The following is a 25,065-nucleotide window of genomic DNA, read 5'->3' as shown; positions in this document are numbered from 1 at the left end:
ATCTATATGGCGCCATTCGACTATATATGCTAACTATGATTGATCAAGCAGGAGCAGAGAAACACACCGCTGTCGTCACTGGAGATCATAGGCAGGTCACAGATATGAGAGCAAAGCGCATTTTAAATTTGGTCTCCTTTAGTTGCTGCACCATTGTGATTTTGCTCCTGGCCCTCTATTCTAGCAATAGAGCGAGCGCCTCTTTTCTGCCGCTAGAGCGCTCTCGCCTTGCTCAATACGCCTCCCACTTCGCTAGCCTCGCCCCCTCCGGTCGTTGCCATTCCTCCACGCTCCCAGTTTTTGCCTTTTCACAAACCCTTGACTTTCTCGCCGCGACAGACTATTCTCTTTTCAGAATTTAGTGACCATTCTAGTTTATTTAGTCATTTGGTCAAAAAGGAGGGATGCTGAGCAGTGCCAGGTCAGGCAGATCAGCAACAACGGAGGCGCGGTAGAGCGGCCTCTCCAGAAAAGCGTCGGGCACGCGCCGAGCGCATCCTCGATGCTGCTGTCAAGCTCATCGAGCGCTGGGGCTACGACAAGACAACCATCGACGACATTGCACGCGAGGCCGGCGTCGCCAAGGGGACCATCTATCTGCACTGGAAGACGCGCGAGGACCTCTTTATGAGCGTCATTATGCGCGAGGCCCTGGCCGTTATCGAATCATTGCAGAAGTACATCACCGAGCATGCTGATAGCTTCGCATTCCACATGCTTTTCCCTTATGCCTTTCTGCTCTACCAGCAGCGTCCACTGGTGAAGGCACTGCTCACCAACGATATGAGTCTGCTTGGCTCACTGGCCCAGCATGACTATCTGCTGCATAATTCGATAGCGCGTCGCAAAGTGCTCTTTGCCCACGCTCTCCTGGAGCAGATGCAGGCGGAAGGTCTGCTACGCTCGGACCTCAGCCTTAGACGCTTAGAATACAGGCTAGCCGCCCTCTTTATGGGCTATATGACGCTCGATCCACTCTGGCCGGAAGAAGAACGCCTTCCGCTCGAGCAACAGGCTCAGGATCTGGGCGAAGCCATCCGCCTATCCTTGGAAAACCAGCAGCTACCGCCACCAGAGAAGCGCCGCCGCTTGGCTCACGCAGTCAATGAGCATATTGCAGGCTTCGTGACAGCCATCCGTACTTACCTCAGTCAATATATGGAAGGAGAGAGTCATCATGACCGCCCTGATTCAAGCCAGCGGTCTGACGAAGTATTACGGTCGCAGCCGCGGCATTCTTGACCTGACCTTTGAGATCGAGGAAGGTGAAATCTTCGGTTTTCTCGGTCCGAATGGCGCCGGTAAAACGACGACTATTCGCACTTTGATGGGCTTCCTGCGCCCTTCGGCAGGCCGCGCCACCATCGCCAGCCTGGACTGCTGGTCGCAGGCTGCCGCCGTCAAGCGGCTCGTGGGCTACCTGCCCTCGGAGTTTGCCTTTGATCCCTCGCTGACGGGCGCCCAGATCCTGACCTACCTCGGCCACCTGCGCGGTGGCGTCGACCGCACCTACGTGCAGCAGCTCTGCGAGCGGCTGGATTTCGATCCCAGCAAGCGCTTTCGCGAGTATTCGCGCGGCAACCGCCAGAAGCTAGGCCTGATCCAGGCTTTCATGCATCGTCCCCGCCTGCTCATTCTGGACGAGCCAAGCAATGGTCTCGATCCTCTCAACCAGCAGGAGTTTTACCGCATGCTGCGCGAGGTGCAGAGCGAGGGACGCACGGTCTTCCTCTCGTCGCACATCCTGCCCGAGGTTGAGCAGACCTGCAGCCGCGTCGGCATCATCCGCGAGGGGCGCCTGGTCGAGGTGAATGAGGTGAGCCGGCTCAAGCATATGCGACAGCAGACAGTCGTCATTAGCTTTCCTGGGCCTGCCTCACCGGAGTGGTTCCAGGGGCTACCGGGCGTGGCCGCCGTCCATCTCAATCGCGACGGTCGCGAGCTGCACCTTGACGTCCAGGGCGACCTCCAGGCAGTCATCAAGGCTGCCGCCGCCCACGATGCGCTTAGCCTGACTACCCAGGAGCCGAGCCTTGAAGAGATCTTCTTGCGCTTCTACCAGGCCGACCAGCCGGTCGCTGCTGGTCGCTAAGCGCTGCTGGCCGCTGCGCGGCGGCCAATAACGGGAGGAAACCGCTATGCTGCGTGCAATCTGGCTCAAAAGCTTACGTGAGTACTGGATCGCTATCCTCTGTTGGGGCCTCGGCCTGGGATTGCTGATCTATGCCATGTACGCCACCGCTCAGGATGTCCTCAGCGCCGGCGTCACCCAGATCTACCAGTCCTTCGGCTTCTATGGCGATCAGGTGGCCCTCAATACCATCCCCGGCTACGTCACCTTCCGCGTCTTCGGCACCACCTTGCCAGCCTTTCTGGCCATCTGGGCCATCCTGGCCGGTGCCCGCCTGGTACGCGGCGACGAAGAGCGCGGCACGCTCGATGTTCTGCTTGCACAGCCAATCATGCGCGCACGCCTCTTGCTGGAAAAGCTGCTTGCCCTGACGCTGGCCATCCTCGTGATGATGCTTATCATCAGCCTCTTCATCCTCTTCGGCCAGCTCAGCGCCCACGAAACAGCCGACTATCCGCGGGCTTTGCTGACGGCTCTTAATGTCGGTCTCTTCGAGCTGATCTTCGCCTGCATCGCCCTGCTGATCTCCCAGTTCGTGCGCTGGCGGGGCGCCGCCGCCGGCTGGACAGCGGCGATTCTGGTGATCATGTTCTTGCTCGATAGCGTTGGACGTGTCCAGCACAATTTCGACTGGCTACGTCACGTATCGATCTTTTATTACTACAATGCTAATAAACCCCTGATTCCCTCGGTAAACGCGAACTGGGGAGCGGTGGCGCTACTGATCGCGCTCACGCTGGTCCTGATCGTCGCCAGCACCGTGATCTTTGCTCGCCGCGATCTGGGCAGCGTGGCACTCCAGCTTGCCATCAACGGATGGCGACAACCAGCCACTGTCGAACGAGTCCGTGCGCTGGCGCGCGCTGCAGGTGATCCCTTCTTGCGCTCGCTGGGCCTGTGTACGCTGCGCGCGCAGTTCGTGGCTCTTTTCTGGTGGACGGTAATCACGCTTTTCTTCGTTGAGTTCCTGACTGCCCTCATTCCCAGCCTCTTGGACGTCTTTAGAAAGGCGGTGCAAGGCAATGCCGTGATGAGCCAGCTTTTCAGCGGCTACAACGTCGCTACCAACCAGGGTTTTCTGGGAGCAACCGTCTTTGCTTTTATCCCTGTCGCCTTGACCATCTTTGCCATGACGCAGGCCTACACCTGGAGCCGCGATCTGGATAACCAGCGCCTGGAAATCATTCTCAGTACGCCTCAGCCACGTATCCGCTTGCTCGGCGAGCACGCTGCGGCTGTAGGATTGGCCTCGCTGATTCCCCCACTCCTGATCTGGCTCGGTCTCCTGTTGACAGCCAATATCATCAACCTGCGTATCGATGTCGGCGATACCGCAGCCGCCTGCTTCAGCATGCTGCCACTGGAGTGGCTGGCTGCCGCTCTGGTCTACCTGCTGGCGACACGCCTCCCTGCTGGCTTAACCACAGGCCTCGTTAGCCTTTTCCTGGCCATCTCTTTCTTGATGGAGTTTCTGCAGCCGATGCTGAAGCTGCCCGATTGGCTGATCAATCTCTCGATTTTCCACCTCTACGGTAGCCCAATCACGGAGGGCATGCGCTGGGGGCCAACGCTGACGATCCTCGGCCTGGCCCTCGTAGCAATGCTGGCCGCCTTCTTCCACTTCAAGGAAAGCAGCCTTACGGCCAGGACCTAGTGCGCCCCACGCAAGCCCGTAGGCGGAGGAGCAAGCCTTCGAGCCTCCTCCGCCTGTTTATCATGGGCTTTCGCTATTGCTTCATCTACTACTTCCATCGCCGCTTAGGCCGAAACATGCCGGCGGCAGGGGGCCAGCATGTGCTACAATATCAGCGGAGAGTGGAGCCGATAGACCTCGCTGGGCTTTCCAAGCGGCGCTTGACTTCCATGCGCCTTGCTTTCTGCGTCAGCAAGCTGTCCGGTCTGCCGTGGCGCTAGTGCCTGGACAGGGACTGAGCCAGCGATCGACTCCAGAGTGCTGAGCAAGCTGAAAGATAGACGAATGACTATACAACAACCCTGGACCGACGTTGTCGCGGCTGCCACCCTGACCCTGAAAGCACGCGACTCTGTCCTGGCCAGCGCTATAGAGCGTGTGGGACCTTGCACCCTGGTGCCAGATCCCAATCTTTTCGAGGCGCTGGTTGACGCCATTATTTCTCAGCAGATTTCTGTTCAGGCCGCCGATGCGATTATGACCCGTTTGCGCTCATTGCTGCCTCCTGGCCCTATCCAGGCCCAGCCCCTGGCCAACCTTGATGTGCGGCAATTGCAGGCGATCGGTCTCTCTTCACAAAAGATCCGCTATGTGCACGATCTGTGCTCGTGCGTTTTGAGTGGCAAGCTCGATCTACAGCAGCTTCCAACCCTTGACGATGAGGCTGTTATTCGCGCTTTAACTGCCGTCAGAGGCGTCGGGCGCTGGACCGCCGAAATGATTCTGATCTTCTCGCTGGGTCGCCTGGACGTGTGGCCAGTCGATGATCTGGGGCTGGCCGAGGGCCTTCGTCTCCTCTACAACCTGGAGGAACGGCCTACCCGCAAAGCAGTGCTGGCCTTCGGCGAGCGCTGGCGACCCTACCGCACCGTTGCCACTTGGTATATCTGGCGCATACGGCGTTTGTCGCTGCAAGATAACCGGATTAAAACCCGTATTGTCTCGCTTTAAGACGATTTGTCTACTGTCGAGAGACAACAGAGCTGGCTATGGAGAGGGATGAACTGGAAAACTACTACGCCATTCTGGGCGTACCAGTGGACGCCGATCAGGAGACAATCAAGCGCGCCTATCGGCAGCTAGCGCGACGCTATCACCCTGATCTGGCCGGTCCGGAGGGTGCAACGCAGATGCAGCGTATCAACCGTGCCTATGCAGTGCTGGGCGATCCGCAGAAGCGACAGCAGTACGATGCGGCCTTGCGGGGCCTGCTAGATGTGCGCAGTGGCCTGCTGCGCCCCCGTCGGCGCCCGCAACGCGTTGATCCTCGGGAGGAGCTGGAGTTTGCCAGCCTGAGTATCTTCAGCACACGTGGCCCTCTGCACGCTGGTGCTCGCTTTCAGACCTCTCTGGGAGTCATTTCCGCCTTGGGCAGCGCACAAAACGAGCATGAAGATCTGTATATTGCGGCTGGTACCCTAGATGGCCAGGGTGCCATTTGGAGTCTGGCCCAGCGCGCTCAGCTCGCTCAATTTCGGGCTGACCCAGCGCTCACGGTCGAATCGCTACGAGAACTGCGTTTCTCACCACACGGTAGGCTATTGGCCGGCTGGGGACGCCTGGGCTTGCACGTCTGGGAGGCTCAGAGCGGTTCCTTGGTCTGGAGCTATCCTTTGCAGCAGCGCACTGTCTTTGATCACTATACGCTTGACTTGGCCTTTGTTGATGAGAGTACGGCGACGACGTTAGCACCAGAGCCAGGCCAGACCGCTCGCTCAGTGGGCTTGCGCCTCGCTCTGCCCTATCAAGCCGAGGACCCGCGCACACCGCGGAAGGCCGGTGCACGTGCCACCGATGTCTTGCTCTATCAGCCTGGACAGAGCCTTACCCCTCGGGAGAGTCTCGTTTGCATTGAAGAGGAGATCGAGAAGCGCCAGTTCTGGGCTATTCGCCTGCGCGCCCTCTCACGCGACACGCGCTCTTTACTAACGCTCTCCTGCGGCCAGACTCCCGATCGCCAAGAGGAGGTGATCGTTGTTCGGCGCTGGGACCTTACAGCACGGACGCGCTTCGGGAACCGTCTGCGTCCTCGTATTGTCTCTTCTGTGCTCGCCGGAACGTGTAGTGATTGTGCTCCTCCTTACGCCGTTACGCCCGACTTGCAGGCGGTCGCTTTCGCCTCCAGGCCGGAGCGCAATCAGGTGCGAGTGCAAGACCTGCGCGCCGCTACCTACTACGATCTTGCCGTCGGCCCCCTGGGAGGTACTTCACGCCTGGCTCTTTCCGACGACGCTAGCTGGCTCGCCGTGGCGCGTGAAGATAGTGAGCTGAATGAGGGCGTGGTTGAGCTGTGGTCACTGGCTACCGGGCAGCTCGTCCAGAAGCTCTATCACCCCTGGCCAATCAGCGCTCTCCACTTCGCTGATCGCCGCCTACTCGTTGCTTTAACCGACGGCACGATCCAACTCTGGGAGTAAGGCCAGGCGAAGGAAGCTTCACAGGCTGACGTGTCTTGTCTAGTTGCTGTCTTGGCGAAGCTTTCAGGAATCAGGGAAAAGTTCTCTTACGCAGGTTTGCTCGACAAAGCATGGGCTTCCTGGATAATGAGAGTAGGGAGTCTAAATAGCAGCATGAGCATGCGCTCCTCATGCTCCCCACCCCTCTGCACTGAGAAGTGAGGTCACTGCAAGCATGCGCGTGTCGGTGGTTGTGCCTGTCTACAACGAGGAAGCCACAGTAGCCCGGCTACTGGAGGCGCTGGCCAACGTGCCACTCGACTTGGAGGTGATCATTGTCGACGACGCCTCTACAGACCACACCTGTGACATCCTGCAGGAGCTGCGTCAACGTTCACCTTTCGATCGCTACTGCTACGTGCGCCACAGCCACAACCAGGGGAAAGGTATGGCCTTACGTACTGGCTTTAGCTATATCACGGGCGACCTGGTCCTCATTCAAGACGCCGATCTGGAGTATGATCCCCAGGACATTCCCCTGCTCGTCGAGCGCTGGAGCGCCGCAGGTCAGCCACTCACTGCTGTCTATGGCTGTCGCGACCTCTCACAGCAGCAGTGGATGAGTCGCTGGGGGAATCGCTTTTTGACAATGCTCACCAACCTGCTCTATGGCTGTCGTCTCTCCGATATGGAAACCTGTTATAAGCTCATGCCGCGTACGGTAGTGCAGGCCCTCCCTCTGCAGGGACGCCGCTTCGAGATCGAGCCGGAGATCACTATCTACCTGGTCCAGGCTGGCCTCACTATTCTGGAAGTTCCCATTCGCTATACCCCTCGTAAGGCCAAGAAGCTCTCACCGTGGCGCGACGGCTGGCCCGCGCTCTTGATGCTCCTGCGCCGCCGCTTAGCAAAGCCTTTCCGCCTGCCTGCAACCCTGCTTTGTCAGCAGACCACAGACCAGACCGATCGCGAGGACGATCAGATGAGAGGCTTGTCAGAGGTTATACAATAAAAGGAAGGTTCCTTTCCAAAAAGGCCAGTAGTTTCAGATCACCAGCTATGGTAACAGCGGGGCACCGTTCGCAGAGGTCCCTGGCCAATCATGCTCGTTCAGGCAAGCCATCGCTTTAGCAAGTCAGCAAGCAAGATCGGCAGGAGAGTGCTATGGCAAAGCGTCCGAAGATCCTTGTGACCCAGCGCGTACCCGACGTTGCCTATCCGCCTCTGGAGGCCATCGGTGAGGTGGAGGCCAACATGGAAGAAGGGGTTATCTGGCCCTACGAAGAGCTGCTCCGCCGCGGCCCCGGCCATGACTATATTTTTTGTCTGCTGACTGATCAGATCGATGCTCGCTTCCTAGAGGCCTGCGCCTCGGCTACGCCGCGTCTCAAGATGGTGGCCAATATGGCCGTTGGTTACAATAACATTGATGTGGAAGCCGCTACCCGTTTAGGAATCGCTGTGAGCAATACACCTGGGGTCCTCTCAGACACCACCGCCGACCTGGCCTTCGGTCTGCTGATCGCCGTGGCTCGCCGCATCCCCGAGGCGGAGCGCTTTGTACGCGCCGGTAAGTTCAAAGGATGGGGTCCTTTGCTTTTCTGCGGCACCGATGTGCATCACGCTACCCTGGGCCTGATCGGGGCTGGACGCATCGGAAAAATCGTTGCGAAGCGTGCCAGTGGCTTCGAAATGCGTGTGCTCTACTACGATGTCTACCGTCTGCCTCCCGAGGAGGAAGCTGCTTATCATCTTACCTATGCCCCTCTCGATGAGTTATTGCGCGCATCTGACTTTGTCAGTATCCATACTCCTTATCTACCGTCAACTCATCACTTGATTGGAGAGCGAGAACTGTCGCTGATGAAACCTACGGCCTATCTGATCAATACTTCTCGGGGGCCAGTGGTTGACGAAAAGGCTCTGGTACGGGCTTTGCAAACGAAGCAGATCGCCGGTGCTGGCCTGGACGTCTATGAGCATGAGCCAGCTATTGAGCCTGAGCTGCTGACGATGGAGAACGTGGTGTTGCTGCCACACATTGCCAGTGCCTCCTATGCGACACGTAATCAGATGGCTCTGATGGCGAGCAATAACATTGTGGCTTACCATGAGGGGCGCCGGCCTCCCAACCTGGTCAATCCCGAGGTACTGGGTTAAGCCAGGTCCGGGTGATCTTTCTGCCTCCTCTCCCTGCCAGGGATCACCAGGCAGAAAAGTGTCTACCTGGCTGGCCTCCTACACAGGAGCATCGCCAGCGCCAACGGTCTGGAGGGGACCCGTGCCTGAGCGGGCAGTTGACTTTCGCTGCAGACTCTTCTACTATGTCTTTAGCATTCAGCCATCCTCTGCTAAGCCGAGGAGAGTGAGAACGAAGCTTTTCAGAGAGGGGTGCCTGCCTACTGTGAAGCGCACGGGTACGCTCCTGGCCAAGGAACCAGGTCTACGGGCCATCATTGCCGGTGAAGAACATCCTTACGTGCGTTGCATCATTGCTGACCTCAATGATCCCACTCGACATTTTGAGTGCCGCGTGCTTGATAAGGATGATCTGCCGGTGGCAGTTGGAGAGCCGGTTACTGTGGAGATCATCAGGGCTATTACCGATCGTCGTAGCGGACAGGTGCGCTTTGACTGCCGCCTGACTCAGTAGTTGTTTCGCACGTCAGGCACCCGCTGAGCGGTTAAGCTTGCAATTCGACAAGACTGAGCCAAGCCACATGGAGAGAGCAAGGACGCTTCGCTCACTAGAGAAGGAGCCTGATCCCGGGTCAACCTGGCTCTCTCTTCTCTAGCCAGTCGCTCAGCAATCGCTTGAACGCACGCAGGGGAGGAAGGCGCCGAAGCCATGAGAGCTGCCGCGCCACGCTCTGCTACGTCGCCGCGGTTGCTTCTATCCTCGCTCATTGATTCATTGCATTTAGTGCATCTCTGGTAAGAATTGATTTACCAGAACGACATGGGAGAGGAGCAGCCATGACCTGCACCCAATGCAAGACAGAACTCCCAGCCTATGCCGTCGTCTGCCCTCAGTGCGGTGCGGCAGTTGCACCAGGGACATCAGCCTATTACTCGTATCTCCCCAGCGATATCCCTGCCTGGCCACGGGATGCGCGCGAAATCATCAGCCCTTTGCTGTCCGCTAGCAATCCTACAGCTCAAGCAGCAACTGCTGCTTTACCTGGTCAAGCTCGTTCTAAGCAGCTCCTTATTCGCTGGCTGACTGTAATCTCTGTGCTTCTTTTAAGCTTGCTGCTCGGGGTTGGCCTCACCCTGGGACTGCTCTGGGCACATGGCTATTTCGCTCCGCGGGCCCCAGTGCGCAGCGTCCATCTGCCCAGTCAGACCCCTTCGGCTACCGCAGTGACAGGTTCTCCAAGCTCGTCAACGAACATTCTGCCTACGCCATCTTCTTTCAAGCCGCTGAGCACAGCTAATAGCCAATCCTTGGGCCTGACCATGAACCTGCCCCAAGACTGGGTCGAGAGTCAGCTGAATACTTCCACGAGCGGCGTCAAAACGCTGATCCTCACTCCGCCACAGAGCCTTTCGATTCCTTTGAGCCTACTGATTGCTCAATTCCCAAGCGACGCTAGCCAGGTCTTCTCTAGCGGGCATGACCTGGACCAGTTTCTCATTCAGGACTTCGCCCAGAGCAATAGCTTGAGCAGCCCCCAAGCTCTGGCCAATACTCCGAAGGTGCGCACTCTCGGCGGGCAGACCTGGAGTGAGGATGATGTGAGTTTCCTGCTCAACAACAATCAAAGCTTACACCTGGTCACTTTGAGCGTTCTCTATAAGCAGCACTACTACAGCCTTGAGTTCTATGCTAGCGGCGATGTCTTTGACGAGGCGATGCAGAAGTACTATAATCCGATGCTCGACTCGCTGCACTTTCTCTCATGAGGGCGTCCCTCACAGATGAACAAGGCCTTCCCTCTGGTGGGGGAAGGCCTCGCTCTCATCTATCCCCGTTCCCGTCCCAGCGAGCCGGGGTGAAGCGGTTTGAAGAACGCTAGTACTCAGGCATAGAAGGAGCAGTAGTTTTCTCTTTCTCAGGTACGTCGGTAATGAGAGCTTCAGTGGTCAGGATCATAGCCGCAATGCTGGCGGCATTCTGCAGGGCTGAGCGGGTCACCTTGGCTGGATCAGTGATGCCAGCGGCGATCATATCCTCGTAACGATCGAGCAAGACATTATAGCCATAGTTACGGTTGTTATGCTCGCGCTGGGCGCGCAGAATGCCCTCAACCACGACCGAGCCATCTTTGCCACCATTGATAGCAAGCTGGCGCACCGGTTCCTCAAGAGCACGGCGTAGGATCTTCACGCCGGTGGCGGCATCGCCGGTCAGTTCCAGTTTGTCGAGGGCCTCAATCGCATTCAGTAAGGCCACGCCACCACCAGGGACAATACCCTCTTCGACCGCGGCGCGCGCCGCTGACAGGGCATCCTCCACACGAGTCTGACGATACTTCTGCTCCACTTCCGAGCCGGCCCCAACCTTAATCAAGGCCACGCCACCAGCCAGCTTGGCCAGGCGCTCCTGCAGCTTCTCACGATCGTAGTCACTAGTAGTCTCCTCGATCTGGGCCTTGATCTGGCGGATGCGCGCCTGGATTTCGGCAGGATTGCCACGGCCCTCAACAATGGTCGTCGTATCCTTCGTAGCCACCACGCGGCGGGCCTGGCCAAGGTCTGCCAGCGTTACCGCATCGAGGCGGCGCCCCATTTCCTCACTAATCACCTGACCACCGGTTAACACGGCGATATCACGCAGCATCTCCTTGCGGCGATCGCCGAAGCCGGGAGCCTTGACGGCCAAAACATTCAGGACGCCGCGCACCTTATTGACTACCAGCGTCGCCAGTGCATCCCCATCAACATCCTCGGCAATGATCACCAGCTCCCGTCGACCTTGCTGGGTGATCTTCTCCAGCACCGGCAGAATATCGGCCACGGCGCTAATCTTGCGATCGGTGATCAGGAGATAGGGATTTTCAATAGCGGCTTCCTGCTTTTCGTTGTTGGTCACAAAGTAAGCCGAGACAAAGCCCTTATCGAGCTGCATACCCTCGACAAACTCTGTCTCGAAGCTGGTGCCGCGCGAGGCTTCAACCGTGATTACGCCATCTTTGCCGACCTTGTCCATAACATCGGCGATTAACTTGCCGATGGTCTCATCAGCTGCGGAATTGGTCGCAATATGTGCGATATCCTCACGCGTCTGCACTGGTACCGCCACCGACCGAATGTAGTTGACCACCGCTTCTGTGGCGCGATCAATGCCATACTTAAGCTGCATCGGATTGGCGCCAGCAGCCAGGTTCTTCAGACCTTCGGTCACGATGGCCTGGGCCAAAACTGTGGCGGTCGTTGTGCCATCACCGGCGACATCGTTGGTCTTGGTAGCCGCCTCCTTCAGCAGTTGGGCCCCCATGTTCTCAAAGGGGTCCTCTAGTTCGATCTCCTTGGCAACTGTGACGCCGTCGTGGGTGATGGAAGGAGCCCCAAACTTCTTATCGAGAGCGACATTCCTCCCCTTAGGGCCGAGAGTTACCTTGACGGCAGCCGCAAGAATGTCGATCCCACGCTTCAGAGAACGACGCGCCTCACTGTCAAATACGAGCTGTTTCGCCATCTATGAATTGTTCCTTCCTCTCTATCTTGCTTGCTTAGCTGAGCGCTTGGTCGATTGCGCTTGCTCTCCTCTTTCAGAAGAGTGCGGACGACCAACAGCCAGGAGGGTTTACAGCGGAAGGGGTCAGCTCAGAACGGCGAGAATGTCACTTTCTTTCAGTACCAGGTATTCCTCGCCATCAAGCTTGAACTCTGTGCCACTGTACTTGGCAAAGAGCACCCGGTCACCTTCACGCACCTCCAACGCCGCTCGCTCTCCATTATCAAGCAGCCGACCGCTCCCTACGGCGATGACAGTCCCTTCCTGGGGCTTCTCCTTGGCTGTGTCGGGAATGACAATTCCGCTCTTGGTGACCTCTTCTTTGGCCGCGGGCTTCACTACCACACGGTCGCCAACAGGACGAATCTTCGCCACGAACGTCTTCTCCCTTTCTTCCGCTAGTTTTTGCTGCTTCACTCGCTAGGTTGGACCCATACCTACATCCTGTACATACGTACACAGGCGAACAAAAGGGGGCTGCCAGGCAGGCTGCTATCTCCCGAAAAGAGTCTCGCTCTTTCCTTTCCGCCTGCCACTTTCTCTCACTCAGATCAGGCGCCTTTCTCTCGCTGCCTCACTCACGGCTTGCACCCCGGTCATGCATCACACCATGAGGCCACAGCACCCAGTCCTACACAGCTCTACGATCAGCACGTTGGATCGCTTCGTCACAGGACGGGGAGACAGCAAAACCGGGGGGACCACAGGAGCCAATGGGTCAGCCACTTGCAAGGACCATGTGGAAGCTCAGGATGAACCGCTTTCCATCCCGTGCGCCTGGGCACCATCCTGCTCCTCATGCTCAGGCATGTAATGGATTACACCAGAGATGTTGACCGAGCGATACTGTGAATAGTCACAGCTGCAAGGGCCCCCAGCGGCGCATCCGCTGCAGCAATAGGCCTTGCCCTGCACAATCGTTGGAGACCAGCGAATCTCTATGTCGCAGTTCGCACAGCGCAGCGGCTGCGGCGCCCGCTGAGCACTTTGACCAGCGTTCCCTTGTGACCGATTGCTCGCTGCGTACATGGGTCCTCGCCTCTCCTTGCTGTCCAAGCAACACCTGAGCCTGCTTTGAGTATGCCATATGCCTCATTAGAGTTGCGTAGGAAAAGCATTAGAGGAGCGTAGGAAGAGTGTTAGAGGACTGTTAGAATCTCGGGCTGATCGCCTGCTTTGATACGGTATTCTCCTCGCTCCATGAGCAGCCAGAGGCCCAATGGCCCGTTCTTGGCAGGGAGCAATGGCATAAGGAGATAGCTGGCTGCTTTAGCCGAGGCTGCTGCCAGCAGGCAGGACCTTCTTAATGAGTGGGATAAGTGTCGCCAGTGTGGTCGATCTCCTTCCAGGATCGTTCTATATAAAGTACCTGACTGATAGGACCAGAGTCTCTCGCTTGGGACAGGGTGACTGACCTGGTGGCAGCAAGCAGCAAAGAAGACCGCCAGTTGCAGCCTTTCGCTAGAGAGCGGCTGGGGAATGTTATGGATCGCTATGGCACGCTCAGTCATGCTTTCGCTCTCGCGCTTGCCGGTTTAGAGGATCGCTGACTAAGTGACTGACTGACTGCCACGTCTCTGTAAGCTCCTGCTGATGTCAGTCAGCCTTCTCCTCTCCCAGAGGAGAGCGTGCCGACATCCTTTGCCTCTCGCCGCTCTTGTACGCTAAGCCCGAGGATGCAAGGGGCACAGCTTCTCAGGCCGCTGGTTCCGCTGCTTTCCTCTGGGAACTTGGGTCCGATGACCTGATTCCTAGTTGGTCCCTGCGAACTCGCTAGCGAGCCGGGGGTGAGTAGAATCAAGGCGTTCAACGGAGATTGGTCCCATTACAGGCCTCAAGGCAGGGGGCTAGCTAGCTACCAGCCACCATGTGGGCAGAGTGCCAACCAGATTGCTGCATGGTACGCCTCGGAAGGCTGATCCATCCCGATCGGTGGCTATCTTTCTCTTTGTCCGTTCCTTGCCTTCATGGTCTGTGCCAGTCAGCACTTCTGCCAGGGCCGTGGTAGTGCTCGGCTCGCCAGCACCTTGCTCGCCTTCAGCAAGGTGCCGGGCAATCATTGTCAGGTATATGCCTTGCCATGTTATCACTTTGTTGCTAAATCTGCCGTAGTGCTATGCATGATAGTAACGCGAAACAAATATATGCAGCCTCTTCGAGCAACGAATCGCATGGCGCCCATCTTCAGCAGGCGGTAGAGTTCCAGCGATCACAGTTCCCGACGCTGCAGGCTCCTGGACTCGGTCAGGCCAACGCCCCGATTGGCGTTTTTGATTCGGGAGTCGGCGGATTGACCATTCTCAGTGCCCTTCGACAGGAGCTACCCAGCGAGGATTACATCTACGTCGGTGACACTGCCCATTGCCCTTATGGTCTGCGCAGCGAGGCGGAGATCACGCAACTTGTGCTGGAGATCGGTCGCTTTTTGGTCGAACGCGGTGTTAAATTGATCGTTGTAGCCTGCAACGCCGCTTCTCAAGCAGCCCTGGCTACCCTGCGCTCTACCTTCCCCGTTCCGTTTGTAGGAGTGGTGCCTGCCGTGAAGCCAGCCGCTCAGCTGACACGCAAAGGGCGGATTGGTATCATCGCCACGAATCAGGCAGCTCGCTCGCCCTACCTGCAGCAACTGATCGCAGACTTTGCTCGCGATCTTGAAACCTACACTCATGGCTGCTCTGAGCTGGTGACCCTCGTCGAGCGCGGTGAGCTGGATTCGCCGCTAGCTGAGGAGGTCGTCCGCCAGGCCTTAAGCCCAGTGCTGAGCAAAGATATCGATGTGCTGGTTCTGGGCTGTACTCACTTTCCCGCTTTGCGTCCAGTTATTGAGCGTGTGGCGGGCAACAATGTTCAGGTCATCGATAGTGGAGCAGCTATCGCCCGCCGTACACGCTCTGTGTTGGAGGCTGCTGCGCTGCTGAAGCCATCGATCAAGCAGGGAAAGCAGGAAGCTCCGGGCCACCTGGAAGTGTGGTGTAGTGGTGATCCCGCCTCTTTCCGTGAGATTGCCTCTAGAATCCTGGGTCACCCTGTTGTGGTGCGTCAGGCCAGCCAGCTTGCTCAGACCAGTGCCGCTGCAGCTCGTGAGGAAAGGGAAGAGTGATCGGAATGAACAGCCGCCGTCTGTCTCAGGTGCTTAAAGAATACGCTGCCGGCCCTCAACTTGGTGAATGTGGTATGACTGATAGCGAGTCTTTGCGCCTACGGATTGCACGTTACGTCTCAACCGTACTGGCACCTTTCTCTATCTCGTTGCCACTTGTGATGTCAGTGGCTCTCTACCATAGCCCAGATCCTGGCCGCGCTCTAGCCTGCGCCCTGATCGCGCTTTTTTTCCTCAGCCTGGGTCCTCTGCTCTACATTGTGATCGGTGTCCACACCGGTCGGCTCTCCGATCTGGATATCACGCGTCGCACTGAGCGCCTGGGTCCTTATCTGTTCTCTATCTCTTCAGCCACGGTCGGCCTCTTCGTGCTGCAGGCCCTCCACGGCCCCTATAATTTAATGACGTTGCTCATCATCACGATCATCAGCGGTATCGTCATGCTCTTCATCACCCTCTGGTGGAAAATTAGCGTCCATGCCTCATCGATGGCCAGCGCCGCTACTTTGCTGACCGCTATGTATGGCTCCGCCATGCTTCCCCTCTTCTTGCTGCTGATCCTGGTAAGCTGGTCAAGAGTGGTTCTGCGCCGACATACAGTGGCTCAAGTGACGATCGGCGCTCTGCTAAGCATTCTGCTCACAACGCTGATTCTCAAGCTGCGTGGGGTCTAAGGAGGCGAGACTCTTAGCGGCTGGCAATGGAGAGGCGAGACGCGCAGCCGAAAAAGGCCCTTCTGGACTAATTTACAGGGCAGGAGATCTGTTCAGCCGTCAGTGACGGCTCACAGATTTTCCTGCCCTTGTTGATCTTATCCACCTGTGTCCACTCGTAGAGGACGACCAGCGCAGCCCGTGCATGCTCAGTACTACAGCCTTACTGGCTTATCTTTCTCACCACTTGCCTTTATCTGCCGCTGGTCGCGCCGGCGCCTGTCACACCTGTCCGCTCCGGCTCAGGTAAGCGCGGGGCCGAGGGAGCCGCCGTTAGTGCTGCCAGGCGCTGGCGAGCACGAATGGCCGGCGCCATTGCCCGCCGCGTCGAGGCGGTTGTGGCCCGGCTCACGACCCAGAAGAAGCCGAAGAGCATCAGCCAGTTGACGACGCCGAGGACGATCAGAAAGACCAGATTCGAGGCTCCCAGGGCATTCAGCACCAGATAGAGGGCCCCGGTGAGAACGATATTGACGAGTGTTGTAGGGATGAGAATCAACCAGGCAAATTGCATCAGCTGATCGGCGCGCAGGCGCGGCAGGGTGGTCCGCACCCAGATGAAGACGCCGCAGAGCAGATAGATCTTAAGGATAAAGTAGAAGAGCGCGAGCAGATTGCCCAGTACTTGCCAGCCGATGGCCATGCCAGGCGCCGTTAGGAAGGCCACCCCAGGACCTGACCAGCCTCCGAGGAAGAGCATGGCTGTGATTGCCGATACAATCGTCATGTTGCCATACTCACCCAGGAAGAAGAGCGCCCAGCGCATACCGCTATACTCGGTGAGATAGCCCGCCACTAGCTCTGACTCAGCCTCGGGGAGGTCAAAAGGCGAGCGGTTCGTTTCGGCCAGACCACAGGTATAGTAGATCACCACGAGCAACGGCTGCACCAGAATGAACCAGGCCCAGGGGGTGAAGCCTTCGAAGATGAAGTCCCAGACTGGGTTACCCTTACCTGGCCAATTCTGAGCCATCTGGAAATTCATAATATCCTTGATGGCAATGGTGCCGATGCCGCTGTCGCGCAAGATGCTGGTCAGCATGATCACGCTCACCAGCGATAGAACAAGCGGCAGCTCGTATGAGATCATTTGGGCCGCGGAGCGCAGGCCTCCGATGAGAGCATACTTATTGTTCGAGCCCCAGCCCGCCATGATCACACCCACTACATCCAGGGAACTCATGGCAATCAAGTAGACAATGCCGGTTGCCAACGGCGCTCCCGGCAGACTGATATAGGGTGAGAATGGCAGAACTGCAAATGAGGCAATTACTGGGGCGAGGAAAACCGAAGGTGCCAGGATAAAAACAGCCTTATCGATTTTACCGGCGTGGATATCTTCTTTAAGTAGCAATTTCCCTACATCGGCCACCGTCTGCAACAGGCCCCACGGTCCCGTGTGCAGTGGGCCATAGCGATCCTGCATCCAGGCCATCACCTTGCGCTCGGCCAGGATCAGAATCACCGCACTTGTCATCACGAAGCCAAAGATGGAAGCGAAGGCTACCACGAACTGAAGAAACTCCCAAGAAAGGATGCCGTGGAGGAGCTGCTCCCACCAGACTTCGGCTAATACAACTCCACCGGACATAGGATTACACTCCACTCTCTTACCTTGCATCAAAGCGCCCGGGCAAGTCGTCTGCCCATTTCGCTCTACCTCTCTACTATCTTATCTACCTACCCGACCATACTGCTCTTTCCACCCGGACAGGCTACTGGGAGAAGCGAGCAAACACACCTGGCCGCTAGCCAGGCGGCGGGCAGCGCTATCTCCTCTCTTGCCCGAGGGCGTTAACGATCAACCTCTCCCAGCACAATATCCAGGCTTCCCAGAATGGCTACGACGTCGCTCATCTTATGGCCGCGCAGCAATTCAGGCAGAATCTGGAGATTGACAAAGGAGGGCCCTCGAATCTTAGCCCGCCACGGATACTCACTGCCATCGCTGATAAAGTAGATCCCCAGCTCACCTTTGCTGCTTTCAATGGCAAAGTAGGTTTCGCCGCGTGGCGGACGGAGCGCGATCGGCGTCCGCGTCGAGATTGGGCCTCCAGGGAGCTGATCCATCGCCACCCGCACCAGGCGCAGGCTCTCGGCCATCTCCTGCATACGCACCCGATAGCGCGCATAGCAGTCACCTTCCTGCCGCACCTGGGGATTAACCTTGATCTCACGATAGGCCATATATGGACGGTTGACCCGCAGATCCCAATTCACGCCACTGGCGCGCAACATCGGGCCGGTCAGTCCATAAGCGATGGCCTGCTGAGGATCGACATAGCCGACTCCCTGCGTGCGCGCTTCGAAGATCTCGTTACCGGTGATCAGCGTCTCTAGCTCTTGCAGGTTCTTCTCAAATTGATTGCACCAGGCCTCACACTGTTGGAGCCAGCCTTTAGGAAAATCATGCAGAACACCGCCAACGCGCATATAGTTGACGTTGAAGCGGCTCCCTCCGAGAGCTTCAAAGAGCGACAGAATGCCCTCGCGATCGCGGAAGGTCCACAGGATCGGCGTAAAGGCTCCCAGATCCAATAGATAGGTGCCGATAGCCACCAGATGGCTGGCAATGCGCTGCAGCTCATTGGTGATCAGGCGAATATATTGAGCGCGGCGTGGCGGCTCGATCCCCATGAGCTGTTCAACCGCCCCAACGTAGGCGGTCTCATTGAGCATTGGCGAGAGATAGTCGGCATTGTCCATATAGCGGATGCCGGCCATCACCGTGCGGTTCTCCAGAATCTTCTCAATACCGCGATGGAGATAACCGATGACCGGCGTACAATCTACCACTGTCTCCCCCTCGAGAGTGAGGACGAGGCGTAGAACCCCGTGAGTGCTCGGGTGCTGCGGCCCCATGTTCAGAATCATCTCTTCGGAACGCAGCTCGCCGGGCGCTTCCCCTTCGAGGGGAGGTCTATTTACACCTTGATTGGTCGCCATAGCTTCCTCGCAGCTCTTTAATCTCACTCACTTACTCCACTCAGCCGGTCAGGAGGAGAGGTAGTCAGGAGTGCCCTTTGCGTCTGCAGCGGGCAGGCAGGCGAGCAGAGGAGCAGGCAAGTATCATGCCCTCCCGACCGTTGTCCCCCGACGCCAGCGCCTGGCTTCTCGTTTCCATGAGGAGAGTGACCCCACCTCTTTGTTCCCTCTACTAGCAGATATGACGGCCAGCTAACCAACTGGCAGGAGGCTATCGTCCACCTTGGCCAAGCTAGTAGGCGCGAGCCTGCTGCTCCAGGCAAACAAGCAGATGGAGATGGCGCCGGGCCAGACGCTCAGTGTGGTCGCCCCCTGAATCTGGAGAGACGGAGGCTAAAGTTACCAGTCCAGAGCAGCGCCAGGAGCGCTGCCATTAGAGCATAGAGAACGCGATTCGGGTCCTGCTGCAAGCTTATGTAAAAGACGATCGCCAGGCACCAAAAAGCAAGAGCCAGAAAGAGAGACCAGATCAGACCGCGTAACCCAGAGACAGAGAAGCCTGCAGGCATATGCTCGTTTGGCCCTGGCCGCTGTCCTGCCCAGGGTAGCTCGTCTGCTTCAGCACGCCTTGCCGCATCCGCAGAGCTTCTAACGCTAGTTCTCTTGCTGCTCCCTCCGCTGCCAGCCATTAGCGTGTCTGGCCTCCCTCTGAAGTTGAGCGCGTCTGCTCTTCTTCCTCTTCGTGCTCATGAGCGTGGGAAGCATGGCCGAAGGTTGGAGTTCCTGGATGCAGCCGCTCTAGCTTCCCCTGGCCGAACTTCTTCTGAACCACATGCTCAACTCCACGCTGCTGATATTGGCCAGCAACTGCCATATTGGGATCAACCTGCGTTGTTGATGGCGGTTTGACGGTCAGAGGGACCTGATGGAAGCTCTTGCGCAATGGGTACCCCTCAAAGTCGTCATCAAGCAGCATGCGCCGCAGATCAGGATGCCCAGTAAAGCGGATGCCGAACAGATCATAGGTCTCCCGCTCCAGCCAGTTAGCCGTTGGCCACACCGAGACGACGCTATCGACCTCTGGATTCTCGGCATCCAGACGGACTTTGATCTGCAGGAGTGAGCCGCGCGTGGTCGAACGCAGATGATAGACTGTTTCCAGGTGATCAAGCATATCGACCCCCGAGATGCAGCTGAGCAGGTCAAACCCAAGCTGATCGCGGAGAAAACGACAAACGGCTACTAGATGCGTCCGATCAACCTCGATGCCGAGATAGTTGCCTTTCATTACTCGGGGCGTTACCGGCTGACCGGTGATCTGCGCCAAGGGCGCCAGGTCACGCGCAAGCTCGGCTAGCTCGTCGCTGTAGTCGGCAGCGCTCGGAATCTGCGAAACACGCGGTACTATATCCATCGGATCACTCCCTTGCGCCAGGCATAGACCAGACCGAGCGCGAGCACAAGAATGAAGAAGAGTATCTCAAAGAAGCCAAAGATACTCAGACTCTTGAAGAGAACAGCCCACGTTACGATAAAGACAATATCGACATCAAAGGCGACAAAGAGCAAGGCAAAGATATAAAATCCCAGAGGATACTGAACCCAGGCAGAACCAATCGGTACCTCGCCCGACTCATAGGTCTGCAGCTTCTCCTGAGTTCTGCGTCTGGGAGCCAGCAGATTCGCGACCGTCATAGTGATCAGGACAAAGGTGAAGCCGGCGGCCAGCAGAATCGCAGCGTAAAGATAACCCGTACTGGTAGTTAGTGACACACGCCTTCCTCCAGCTGTCAGACCCTTGTTTACGAAGAAAAAGAGGGTCAGAAGATGCTGCCAAGATTATAGCACAGGGTTGAACAGGCGACAAACTGACCGCTTTATCCCACCCTCTCTGACCTAGCAGAGCCGCTCAGGTACCCCAAAAGCAAAACGCCAGGAGGGCAGCACTCTCTCTCCTGGCGCGCCTCTGCTGCTGCAGGGTTAGCCCTGCGGTAGGGTAGGGAGAGCAAACTGGTCAGGCTGAGCTAGCACTTGCACATCGGGTGTATTGTGCCCGCGTGCACTTTCCACGAGCTGGACCACAATGACCGAGATATTATCCTCGCCACCTCCATCCAGAGCGAGCTGTACCAGATCGTCGACGAGCCGCTGCGGATCAGCAGGCTTGCGCAGGACGGCCTCGATATGGGGATCGCGTGTCATATCCCAGAGGCCATCGGAGCACAGCAAGAGTTTATCGCCGGGCAGCAGCTCCTCCCGGAAAGGATCAACTTCGACGATTGGCTTTTCACCCAGGCTCCGATAGATCTGGTTGCGCTTTGGATGCGTATAGATATCTTCAGGCTTGATAATGCCCGCTTCTACTAGGCTGGCAACTACTGAGTGATCCTGGGTCACCTTCTTGAGACCCCGCCCTTCCCGATAGAGATAGGTGCGACTATCACCTACATTGGCAACGTAGGCCACAGAGCCGACAATCAGCGCTGTGGTCATGGTTGTTCCCATATCGGCATGCTCGCGTTGGTTCTGCTCATGAACCGCCTGATTGGCTGACTGGACCCCCTCTACCAGGAGACGCTGATAGTCATTGCTGCTCAGCTCACGCTCGCGGACCAGGGAAGGCAGGACATAATCAACTATGGTTTGGATGGCCAGACGACTGGCATCCTGCCCATTGGCATGGCCTCCCATGCCATCAGCTACCACAAAGAAGCCCCAAGGCTGTACTTGTCCATTAATGCGTCTCCCGCCAAGTATAGCAAGCAGACTGTCCTCATTCGGTTTATGGCGCCGTTTGATGCCAGGATCAGTGCGGTGACCAACGAGCAACTGGAAGCTTCTCATCCGCTGTTTCCCTCTGATGGCCTGGGTTTTCTCCGCCGGCAGCGCCGCGCTGGGGGAAATGATAGCCTGTGTTGGCTGCTCACTGAGCGGCGGCAGGACAAAGGTGGGCTGATCACTGAGCGAGGGCTGTGGCACGGATTGAGAAGGGGATTGGGATTGAGATCCAGAGACCGCGGGGGAGGCGGTCTGCACCTCTCCAGCCTCGGGCGCAGGTATAGAAGGCATCGGCTGAGCCGGCATCTCGGGGGGCACAAGGGCCCGGAGACGCAGTCCCGAGGTCGATGGTGAGAGTAAAATACCACACGCAGGACAGTATTCGCTGCCCCGCGCGACTGGCTCCTTACAGGCTGGACACTGAAGCACGCCAGTGGGTCCTACCGACGCCGATGTTGTCGCTTGTTCGCTCCTCTCGGTCTGCCTCTGTGACTGCGGCAACCCACCAACCAGCGTCAATGGCTGCTGTCGTGCCTGCAAGGCTCTCACTCGCTGACGCTGGCGTTCCGCTTCCAGATCAGCCTGACGCTTAGCCTCCTCCTCTTCCTTTCGGAAGCGCTCCAACTCTCTGCGCCGTCTGATTCGCCTCACCAGCAGCGTCATGAGCAGAATCAGTAGCAGCAACAGCAGCCCACCAGCCAGTCCAGCCCAAGCCAGCAGTGGGAAGCCCAGCAAGGTAGCTTCGCCGCCCAGCCCCGGAGACTGGGTCTGACTGCTTACTTGAGCCTGAAAGTGCTGATTAATCAGCAGCAGGAATTGCTGAGCCCCGCGGAGCTGATTGTGGCTGAGCGAGAGGACCTGCTGAAACTCGGTCTTGGCTTGGCTATACTGGTTGCGATAGTAATCCTGGATGCCAGCCCGCCAGTGTGTGAGCAGCTGATTAGTCGGCGTTGCTAGCAGGTTAAACCCTCGTAGGAGAGTGCCCACTTGGCCAGCATCGCTTGTCCCATCGCCAAGCACCTGCAGTCCGACGACCTGGCCCATCTGATTAATCATTGGCATGCCAGCTTCCTGCTCCTCATTAGGCGTTGAAGTGGCAGTATTGACCGGTTGCTCTTGTCCTCCAACGAGCTTGGGCGTAAGGAAACCTGGCGCCTGGCTGGCCTGAGCGGGCAAGCTACCACTGCTATCGGTCAGCTCCAGCCCAAAGGTTGTTTGGCTATTCCTGGGCAGCGGTGCCAGCTCGGCATAAGGTAGAGCATAGGCACTATGGAAAGGCACTAGTACCAGCGCATGAGCACAGTTGAGTTCAAGCGGGCAGCTACTGCCACCGCTAGGGAGCAATTGGCTACGATTGGAGCACATCAACGGAGAGCCTGCGCAGGTAATATGCGCCAATAAGCTCCCTAGTCCTGTCGTGCTGCTATAGATATCAATCGAGGCTAACTGATCAGGGAAGCCACCTGTACTCCCGCTGTTCCCGCAGAGACGCTGTCTGCCCACCAGGTCACCATCGGTTAAGAGCCACGTATTTAGATCCTCTGCTCCCTGCGGCTGCCAACTTTTGACCAGTACACCCAGGCCTGTACACTGGGTTCCGGAAAGACCCAGCGGCAGCGGCTGATCAGCCCGGTCGCCGCTTAAAGTATGGGTGAGGGGTAGTTGACCGCTCTGGCCAGGCACATAGGTCACCAGTAAACGCACTACTGCTGCTCCTACGAGGTCAAGCGCCTGATTCTTCCCAACGTCGACGCTCCCGTCCCCAGGAGCAGCGATCGCAGCAACAGGCCACAGGAGCTGTAAGGCGATGAGAAGCATGCCTAGCAAGGGACCAAGCGTGTGTGACAGCAGGCCGATGCCTTTCCTTTTCTCAGAAGACAAGTGGTACGTACTCATCGGCACTTTCTCCCTTACATCCAAAGCTGACGGAATGCGCCGAAGGAGCGCATGGTTTCTCATCGTCCTAACCTGGCTTGCAGACGTTGTAACATGGCCTGAGCCGCTTGATTGGTAGGCATAGCCCCAACTACATAGCGACACTCACGCAGCGCATCGCTGAGCTTGTTCTCCCGCTCATAGACCTGGCTTAGGAGAAAGCGCGTCTGATGATCGGCGGGATTAATAATCAGGACCTGCACAAAGCTCCGCTCTGCGAGCGGCAACTGGTTGAGCCGCCAAGCGAGCTGACCGATCTCGTAATGCAACGCTGCGAGCAGGGCAGGGACCTTAGGAGCCAGTCGCAACGCTTCCTGAAACTCCCGCAAGGCAGGTCCCAACTGATTCAGGCGCTCGTAGCACTGCGCAAGGCGCTGATGGGCCTCAAAATCATTAGGATTGAGGCGCAGAGACTGTGTATAGGCCGTGATTGCATCACCAGGGCGCATGAGAATGAAATGATAGACATCGCCAACCAGTTTGTGTGTCTCAGCATCATTAGGATTCAGTTGCACCGAGCGATTATAAGCCTGGATCGCCCGTTGCGGATCGGGTGGCTGGCGACGTGCAAAGATCTGCCCAAAGATCTTGTGGACCAGCGCATTATTTGGTTCCAGCGCATAAGCCTGCTGTACAGCTGCATAGGCAGCCTCGATTCGCCCTGCTTGCAATTGAGCCTGCGCCGTGAGGATGAATTGCCCAGCCGGGCCGGTCGTGCCGCCTCCAACAGGCAAGGCCACGTTCCGTGGCGTTGCGGGTGAAGCGGCTACTGTCGGGGGCACACTGTTTGTCAAGGGAGGCACCACCTTGATCGGCGGCAGGCTCAAAATCGCTCGCTCCATTTCCTCTGCACTTGACCAGCGCTGCTCTACACTCGGCGAGAGGGCCTTCATAATGACTTGTTCAAACTCGGGCGAGACATCAGGGCGCAAGCTCCTTACTGGAGGAAAGGAGAAAATCGTTGGTCTGTTATTAGCCGCATCATGGTGTGTCAGCAGGCGATGCAGCGTCGCCCCCAAGGCATAAATGTCGCTACGCGGCTCTGGCATCCCATGCAACTGCTCCGGTGGCGCATAGCCAATAGTCATGATGATAGTGGCCTGGCGCTGCGACTGAAAAGTACGCGCTATTCCAAAGTCGATCAGTTTGATTTCGTCCTGGTCCGTGACCATAATGTTCGAGGGCTTCAGATCACGGAAAATGATCGGCGGATTCTGGCGGTGCAGATAGCTCAGAACATTGCAGATCTGCTGCGCCCAGCTCCTGGCACGCGCCTCGGGCACACCTCGCGCCCCATTGACCCCCATAACATTCCCCTCTTCCTCTAGCACCTTGGCCAGTGTGCGCCCTTCGATAAAGTCCATAACCAGATAATGGCGCCCCTCTTCCACAAAGAAGTCGCGTACGCGAGGGATGCAGGGATGATTTAAATCGAGCAGTAATGTCGCCTCCCGCTTGAACCATTCTACAGCCTGGCTCCGCTCCACCTCGCTCTGAAAGTCGTCTAGCATTTCCTTGACCGCGCAGGGACGCTCAAAGCGCAGATCGATTGCCCGATAGACAGCTCCCATACCGCCCGCCGCCACCAGACGCTCAATTCTATAGCGTCCGTTCGACAGCAACACCCCAGGGCTGAGACGCATCACGCCTGCACCGGGCACGTGCGGCGCGGGGCTTTACCGCGCCGCCCCCAAAAGACCCAAAGACCCCCCGT

General features: G+C 57.5%; 20 protein-coding genes. 12 read left to right on the top strand and 8 right to left on the bottom strand.

The genetic code is table 11. The features are described from left to right. The first annotated feature begins 414 nt into the window (after positions 1-414). The 9 genes from IRZ24_RS03505 (at position 415) to IRZ24_RS03465 (ending at position 10,126) form a co-directional block, all read left to right on the top strand. Positions 415-1,242: a TetR/AcrR family transcriptional regulator gene (locus IRZ24_RS03505; protein ID WP_297160561.1), complete on the top strand. Its 828-nt coding sequence runs from the start codon at positions 415-417 to the stop codon at positions 1,240-1,242. Continuing rightward, entirely contained in the window at positions 1,178-2,092 is a 915-nt protein-coding gene (locus IRZ24_RS03500) for an ABC transporter ATP-binding protein (protein ID WP_297160560.1), read from the top strand. Before IRZ24_RS03505 ends, IRZ24_RS03500 begins: the two co-directional genes overlap by 65 nt. Positions 2,093-2,138: 46 nt before the next feature. Then, on the top strand, positions 2,139-3,785 hold the full coding sequence (locus IRZ24_RS03495; RefSeq protein WP_297160559.1) for an ABC transporter permease subunit: 1,647 nt from the start codon (positions 2,139-2,141) through the stop codon (positions 3,783-3,785). A gap of 324 nt (positions 3,786-4,109) precedes the next feature. After that, complete coding sequence (locus IRZ24_RS03490) at positions 4,110-4,775, top strand: DNA-3-methyladenine glycosylase (protein ID WP_297160558.1); 666 nt, start codon at positions 4,110-4,112, stop codon at positions 4,773-4,775. A 38-nt stretch (positions 4,776-4,813) separates the two neighbouring features. Further along, the gene (locus IRZ24_RS03485; RefSeq protein WP_297160557.1) at positions 4,814-6,241 is read left to right on the top strand and encodes a DnaJ domain-containing protein; all 1,428 of its coding nucleotides are present in this window, start codon (positions 4,814-4,816) and stop codon (positions 6,239-6,241) included. Between the two features lie 214 nt (positions 6,242-6,455). Continuing rightward, positions 6,456-7,232 (top strand): glycosyltransferase family 2 protein, encoded by a 777-nt coding sequence (locus tag IRZ24_RS03480; protein ID WP_297160556.1) that lies wholly within the window; start codon positions 6,456-6,458, stop codon positions 7,230-7,232. A 152-nt stretch (positions 7,233-7,384) separates the two neighbouring features. Continuing rightward, complete coding sequence (locus IRZ24_RS03475; protein ID WP_297160555.1) at positions 7,385-8,380, top strand: D-glycerate dehydrogenase; 996 nt, start codon at positions 7,385-7,387, stop codon at positions 8,378-8,380. Between the two features lie 244 nt (positions 8,381-8,624). Next, positions 8,625-8,873 (top strand): hypothetical protein, encoded by a 249-nt coding sequence (locus IRZ24_RS03470; RefSeq protein WP_297160554.1) that lies wholly within the window; start codon positions 8,625-8,627, stop codon positions 8,871-8,873. 323 nt (positions 8,874-9,196) lie between these two features. Next, positions 9,197-10,126: a hypothetical protein gene (locus tag IRZ24_RS03465; protein ID WP_297160553.1), complete on the top strand. Its 930-nt coding sequence runs from the start codon at positions 9,197-9,199 to the stop codon at positions 10,124-10,126. A gap of 109 nt (positions 10,127-10,235) precedes the next feature. Here the strand turns inward: IRZ24_RS03465 and groL are convergent, their stop codons facing one another. Together groL and groES are read right to left on the bottom strand one after the other, a co-directional pair. Beyond that, positions 10,236-11,861 carry a chaperonin GroEL gene (groL, locus tag IRZ24_RS03460; protein ID WP_297160550.1) on the bottom strand — a complete coding sequence of 542 codons (1,626 nt, stop codon included), beginning with the start codon at positions 11,859-11,861 and terminating at the stop codon, positions 10,236-10,238. A 123-nt stretch (positions 11,862-11,984) separates the two neighbouring features. Continuing rightward, positions 11,985-12,275, bottom strand: a complete 291-nt coding sequence (groES, locus tag IRZ24_RS03455) for a co-chaperone GroES (protein WP_297160549.1) — start codon at positions 12,273-12,275, stop codon at positions 11,985-11,987. Positions 12,276-13,318: 1,043 nt separating this feature from the next. Here groES and IRZ24_RS03450 point away from each other — a divergent pair. The 3 genes from IRZ24_RS03450 to IRZ24_RS03440 all read left to right on the top strand — a co-directional run bounded on the left by IRZ24_RS03450 (position 13,319) and on the right by IRZ24_RS03440 (position 15,674). Then, positions 13,319-13,450 (top strand): hypothetical protein, encoded by a 132-nt coding sequence (locus IRZ24_RS03450; protein ID WP_297160548.1) that lies wholly within the window; start codon positions 13,319-13,321, stop codon positions 13,448-13,450. A gap of 566 nt (positions 13,451-14,016) precedes the next feature. After that, positions 14,017-15,000, top strand: coding sequence for a glutamate racemase (murI, locus tag IRZ24_RS03445; protein ID WP_297160546.1), 984 nt, complete (start codon positions 14,017-14,019; stop codon positions 14,998-15,000). A 5-nt stretch (positions 15,001-15,005) separates the two neighbouring features. Beyond that, positions 15,006-15,674 (top strand): phosphatase PAP2 family protein, encoded by a 669-nt coding sequence (locus IRZ24_RS03440; RefSeq protein WP_297160544.1) that lies wholly within the window; start codon positions 15,006-15,008, stop codon positions 15,672-15,674. A gap of 232 nt (positions 15,675-15,906) precedes the next feature. On the opposite strand, the gene IRZ24_RS03435 is transcribed toward IRZ24_RS03440, so the two are convergent. The 6 genes from IRZ24_RS03435 to IRZ24_RS03410 form a co-directional block, all read right to left on the bottom strand. Then, positions 15,907-17,304: a complex I subunit 1 family protein gene (locus tag IRZ24_RS03435; protein ID WP_297160542.1), complete on the bottom strand. Its 1,398-nt coding sequence runs from the start codon at positions 17,302-17,304 to the stop codon at positions 15,907-15,909. A 203-nt stretch (positions 17,305-17,507) separates the two neighbouring features. Next, the gene (locus IRZ24_RS03430; RefSeq protein ID WP_297160541.1) at positions 17,508-18,659 is read right to left on the bottom strand and encodes an NADH-quinone oxidoreductase subunit D; all 1,152 of its coding nucleotides are present in this window, start codon (positions 18,657-18,659) and stop codon (positions 17,508-17,510) included. 667 nt (positions 18,660-19,326) lie between these two features. Continuing rightward, positions 19,327-20,052 carry an NADH-quinone oxidoreductase subunit C gene (locus IRZ24_RS03425; protein WP_297160539.1) on the bottom strand — a complete coding sequence of 242 codons (726 nt, stop codon included), beginning with the start codon at positions 20,050-20,052 and terminating at the stop codon, positions 19,327-19,329. Continuing rightward, positions 20,043-20,411 (bottom strand): NADH-quinone oxidoreductase subunit A, encoded by a 369-nt coding sequence (locus tag IRZ24_RS03420; protein ID WP_297160537.1) that lies wholly within the window; start codon positions 20,409-20,411, stop codon positions 20,043-20,045. The genes IRZ24_RS03425 and IRZ24_RS03420 overlap by 10 nt, the downstream gene beginning before the upstream one ends. Positions 20,412-20,618: 207 nt before the next feature. Continuing rightward, a complete protein-coding gene (locus IRZ24_RS03415) occupies positions 20,619-23,312 on the bottom strand; it encodes a protein phosphatase 2C domain-containing protein (RefSeq protein ID WP_297160535.1) in 2,694 nt (897 codons plus the stop codon). A gap of 59 nt (positions 23,313-23,371) precedes the next feature. Then, entirely contained in the window at positions 23,372-24,994 is a 1,623-nt protein-coding gene (locus IRZ24_RS03410) for a serine/threonine-protein kinase (protein ID WP_297160533.1), read from the bottom strand. Between the last annotated feature and the right edge of the window lie 71 nt (positions 24,995-25,065).

The organism is Thermogemmatispora sp. (genome assembly GCF_019683755.1).
Classification (GTDB): Bacteria; Chloroflexota; Ktedonobacteria; order Ktedonobacterales; family Ktedonobacteraceae; genus Thermogemmatispora.
Note: the sequence above shows the minus strand (reverse complement) of the source record. Positions and strands in the feature narration are given on the sequence as shown.

Bases quoted from the DNA above. Each gene is read 5' to 3' on its own strand.
- IRZ24_RS03465 (WP_297160553.1), top strand. From the start codon at position 9,197: ATGACCTGCACCCAATGCAAGACAGAACTCCCAGCCTATGCCGTCGTC.
- IRZ24_RS03435 (WP_297160542.1), bottom strand. From the start codon at position 17,304: ATGTCCGGTGGAGTTGTATTAGCCGAAGTCTGGTGGGAGCAGCTCCTC.
- IRZ24_RS03490 (WP_297160558.1), top strand. From the start codon at position 4,110: ATGACTATACAACAACCCTGGACCGACGTTGTCGCGGCTGCCACCCTG.
- IRZ24_RS03425 (WP_297160539.1), bottom strand. From the start codon at position 20,052: ATGGATATAGTACCGCGTGTTTCGCAGATTCCGAGCGCTGCCGACTAC.
- groL (WP_297160550.1), bottom strand. From the start codon at position 11,861: ATGGCGAAACAGCTCGTATTTGACAGTGAGGCGCGTCGTTCTCTGAAG.
- IRZ24_RS03475 (WP_297160555.1), top strand. From the start codon at position 7,385: ATGGCAAAGCGTCCGAAGATCCTTGTGACCCAGCGCGTACCCGACGTT.
- murI (WP_297160546.1), top strand. From the start codon at position 14,017: ATGCATGATAGTAACGCGAAACAAATATATGCAGCCTCTTCGAGCAAC.
- IRZ24_RS03480 (WP_297160556.1), top strand. From the start codon at position 6,456: ATGCGCGTGTCGGTGGTTGTGCCTGTCTACAACGAGGAAGCCACAGTA.
- IRZ24_RS03440 (WP_297160544.1), top strand. From the start codon at position 15,006: ATGAACAGCCGCCGTCTGTCTCAGGTGCTTAAAGAATACGCTGCCGGC.
- IRZ24_RS03485 (WP_297160557.1), top strand. From the start codon at position 4,814: ATGGAGAGGGATGAACTGGAAAACTACTACGCCATTCTGGGCGTACCA.
- IRZ24_RS03495 (WP_297160559.1), top strand. From the start codon at position 2,139: ATGCTGCGTGCAATCTGGCTCAAAAGCTTACGTGAGTACTGGATCGCT.
- IRZ24_RS03430 (WP_297160541.1), bottom strand. From the start codon at position 18,659: ATGGCGACCAATCAAGGTGTAAATAGACCTCCCCTCGAAGGGGAAGCG.
- IRZ24_RS03415 (WP_297160535.1), bottom strand. From the start codon at position 23,312: ATGAGTACGTACCACTTGTCTTCTGAGAAAAGGAAAGGCATCGGCCTG.
- IRZ24_RS03410 (WP_297160533.1), bottom strand. From the start codon at position 24,994: ATGCGTCTCAGCCCTGGGGTGTTGCTGTCGAACGGACGCTATAGAATT.
- IRZ24_RS03500 (WP_297160560.1), top strand. From the start codon at position 1,178: ATGACCGCCCTGATTCAAGCCAGCGGTCTGACGAAGTATTACGGTCGC.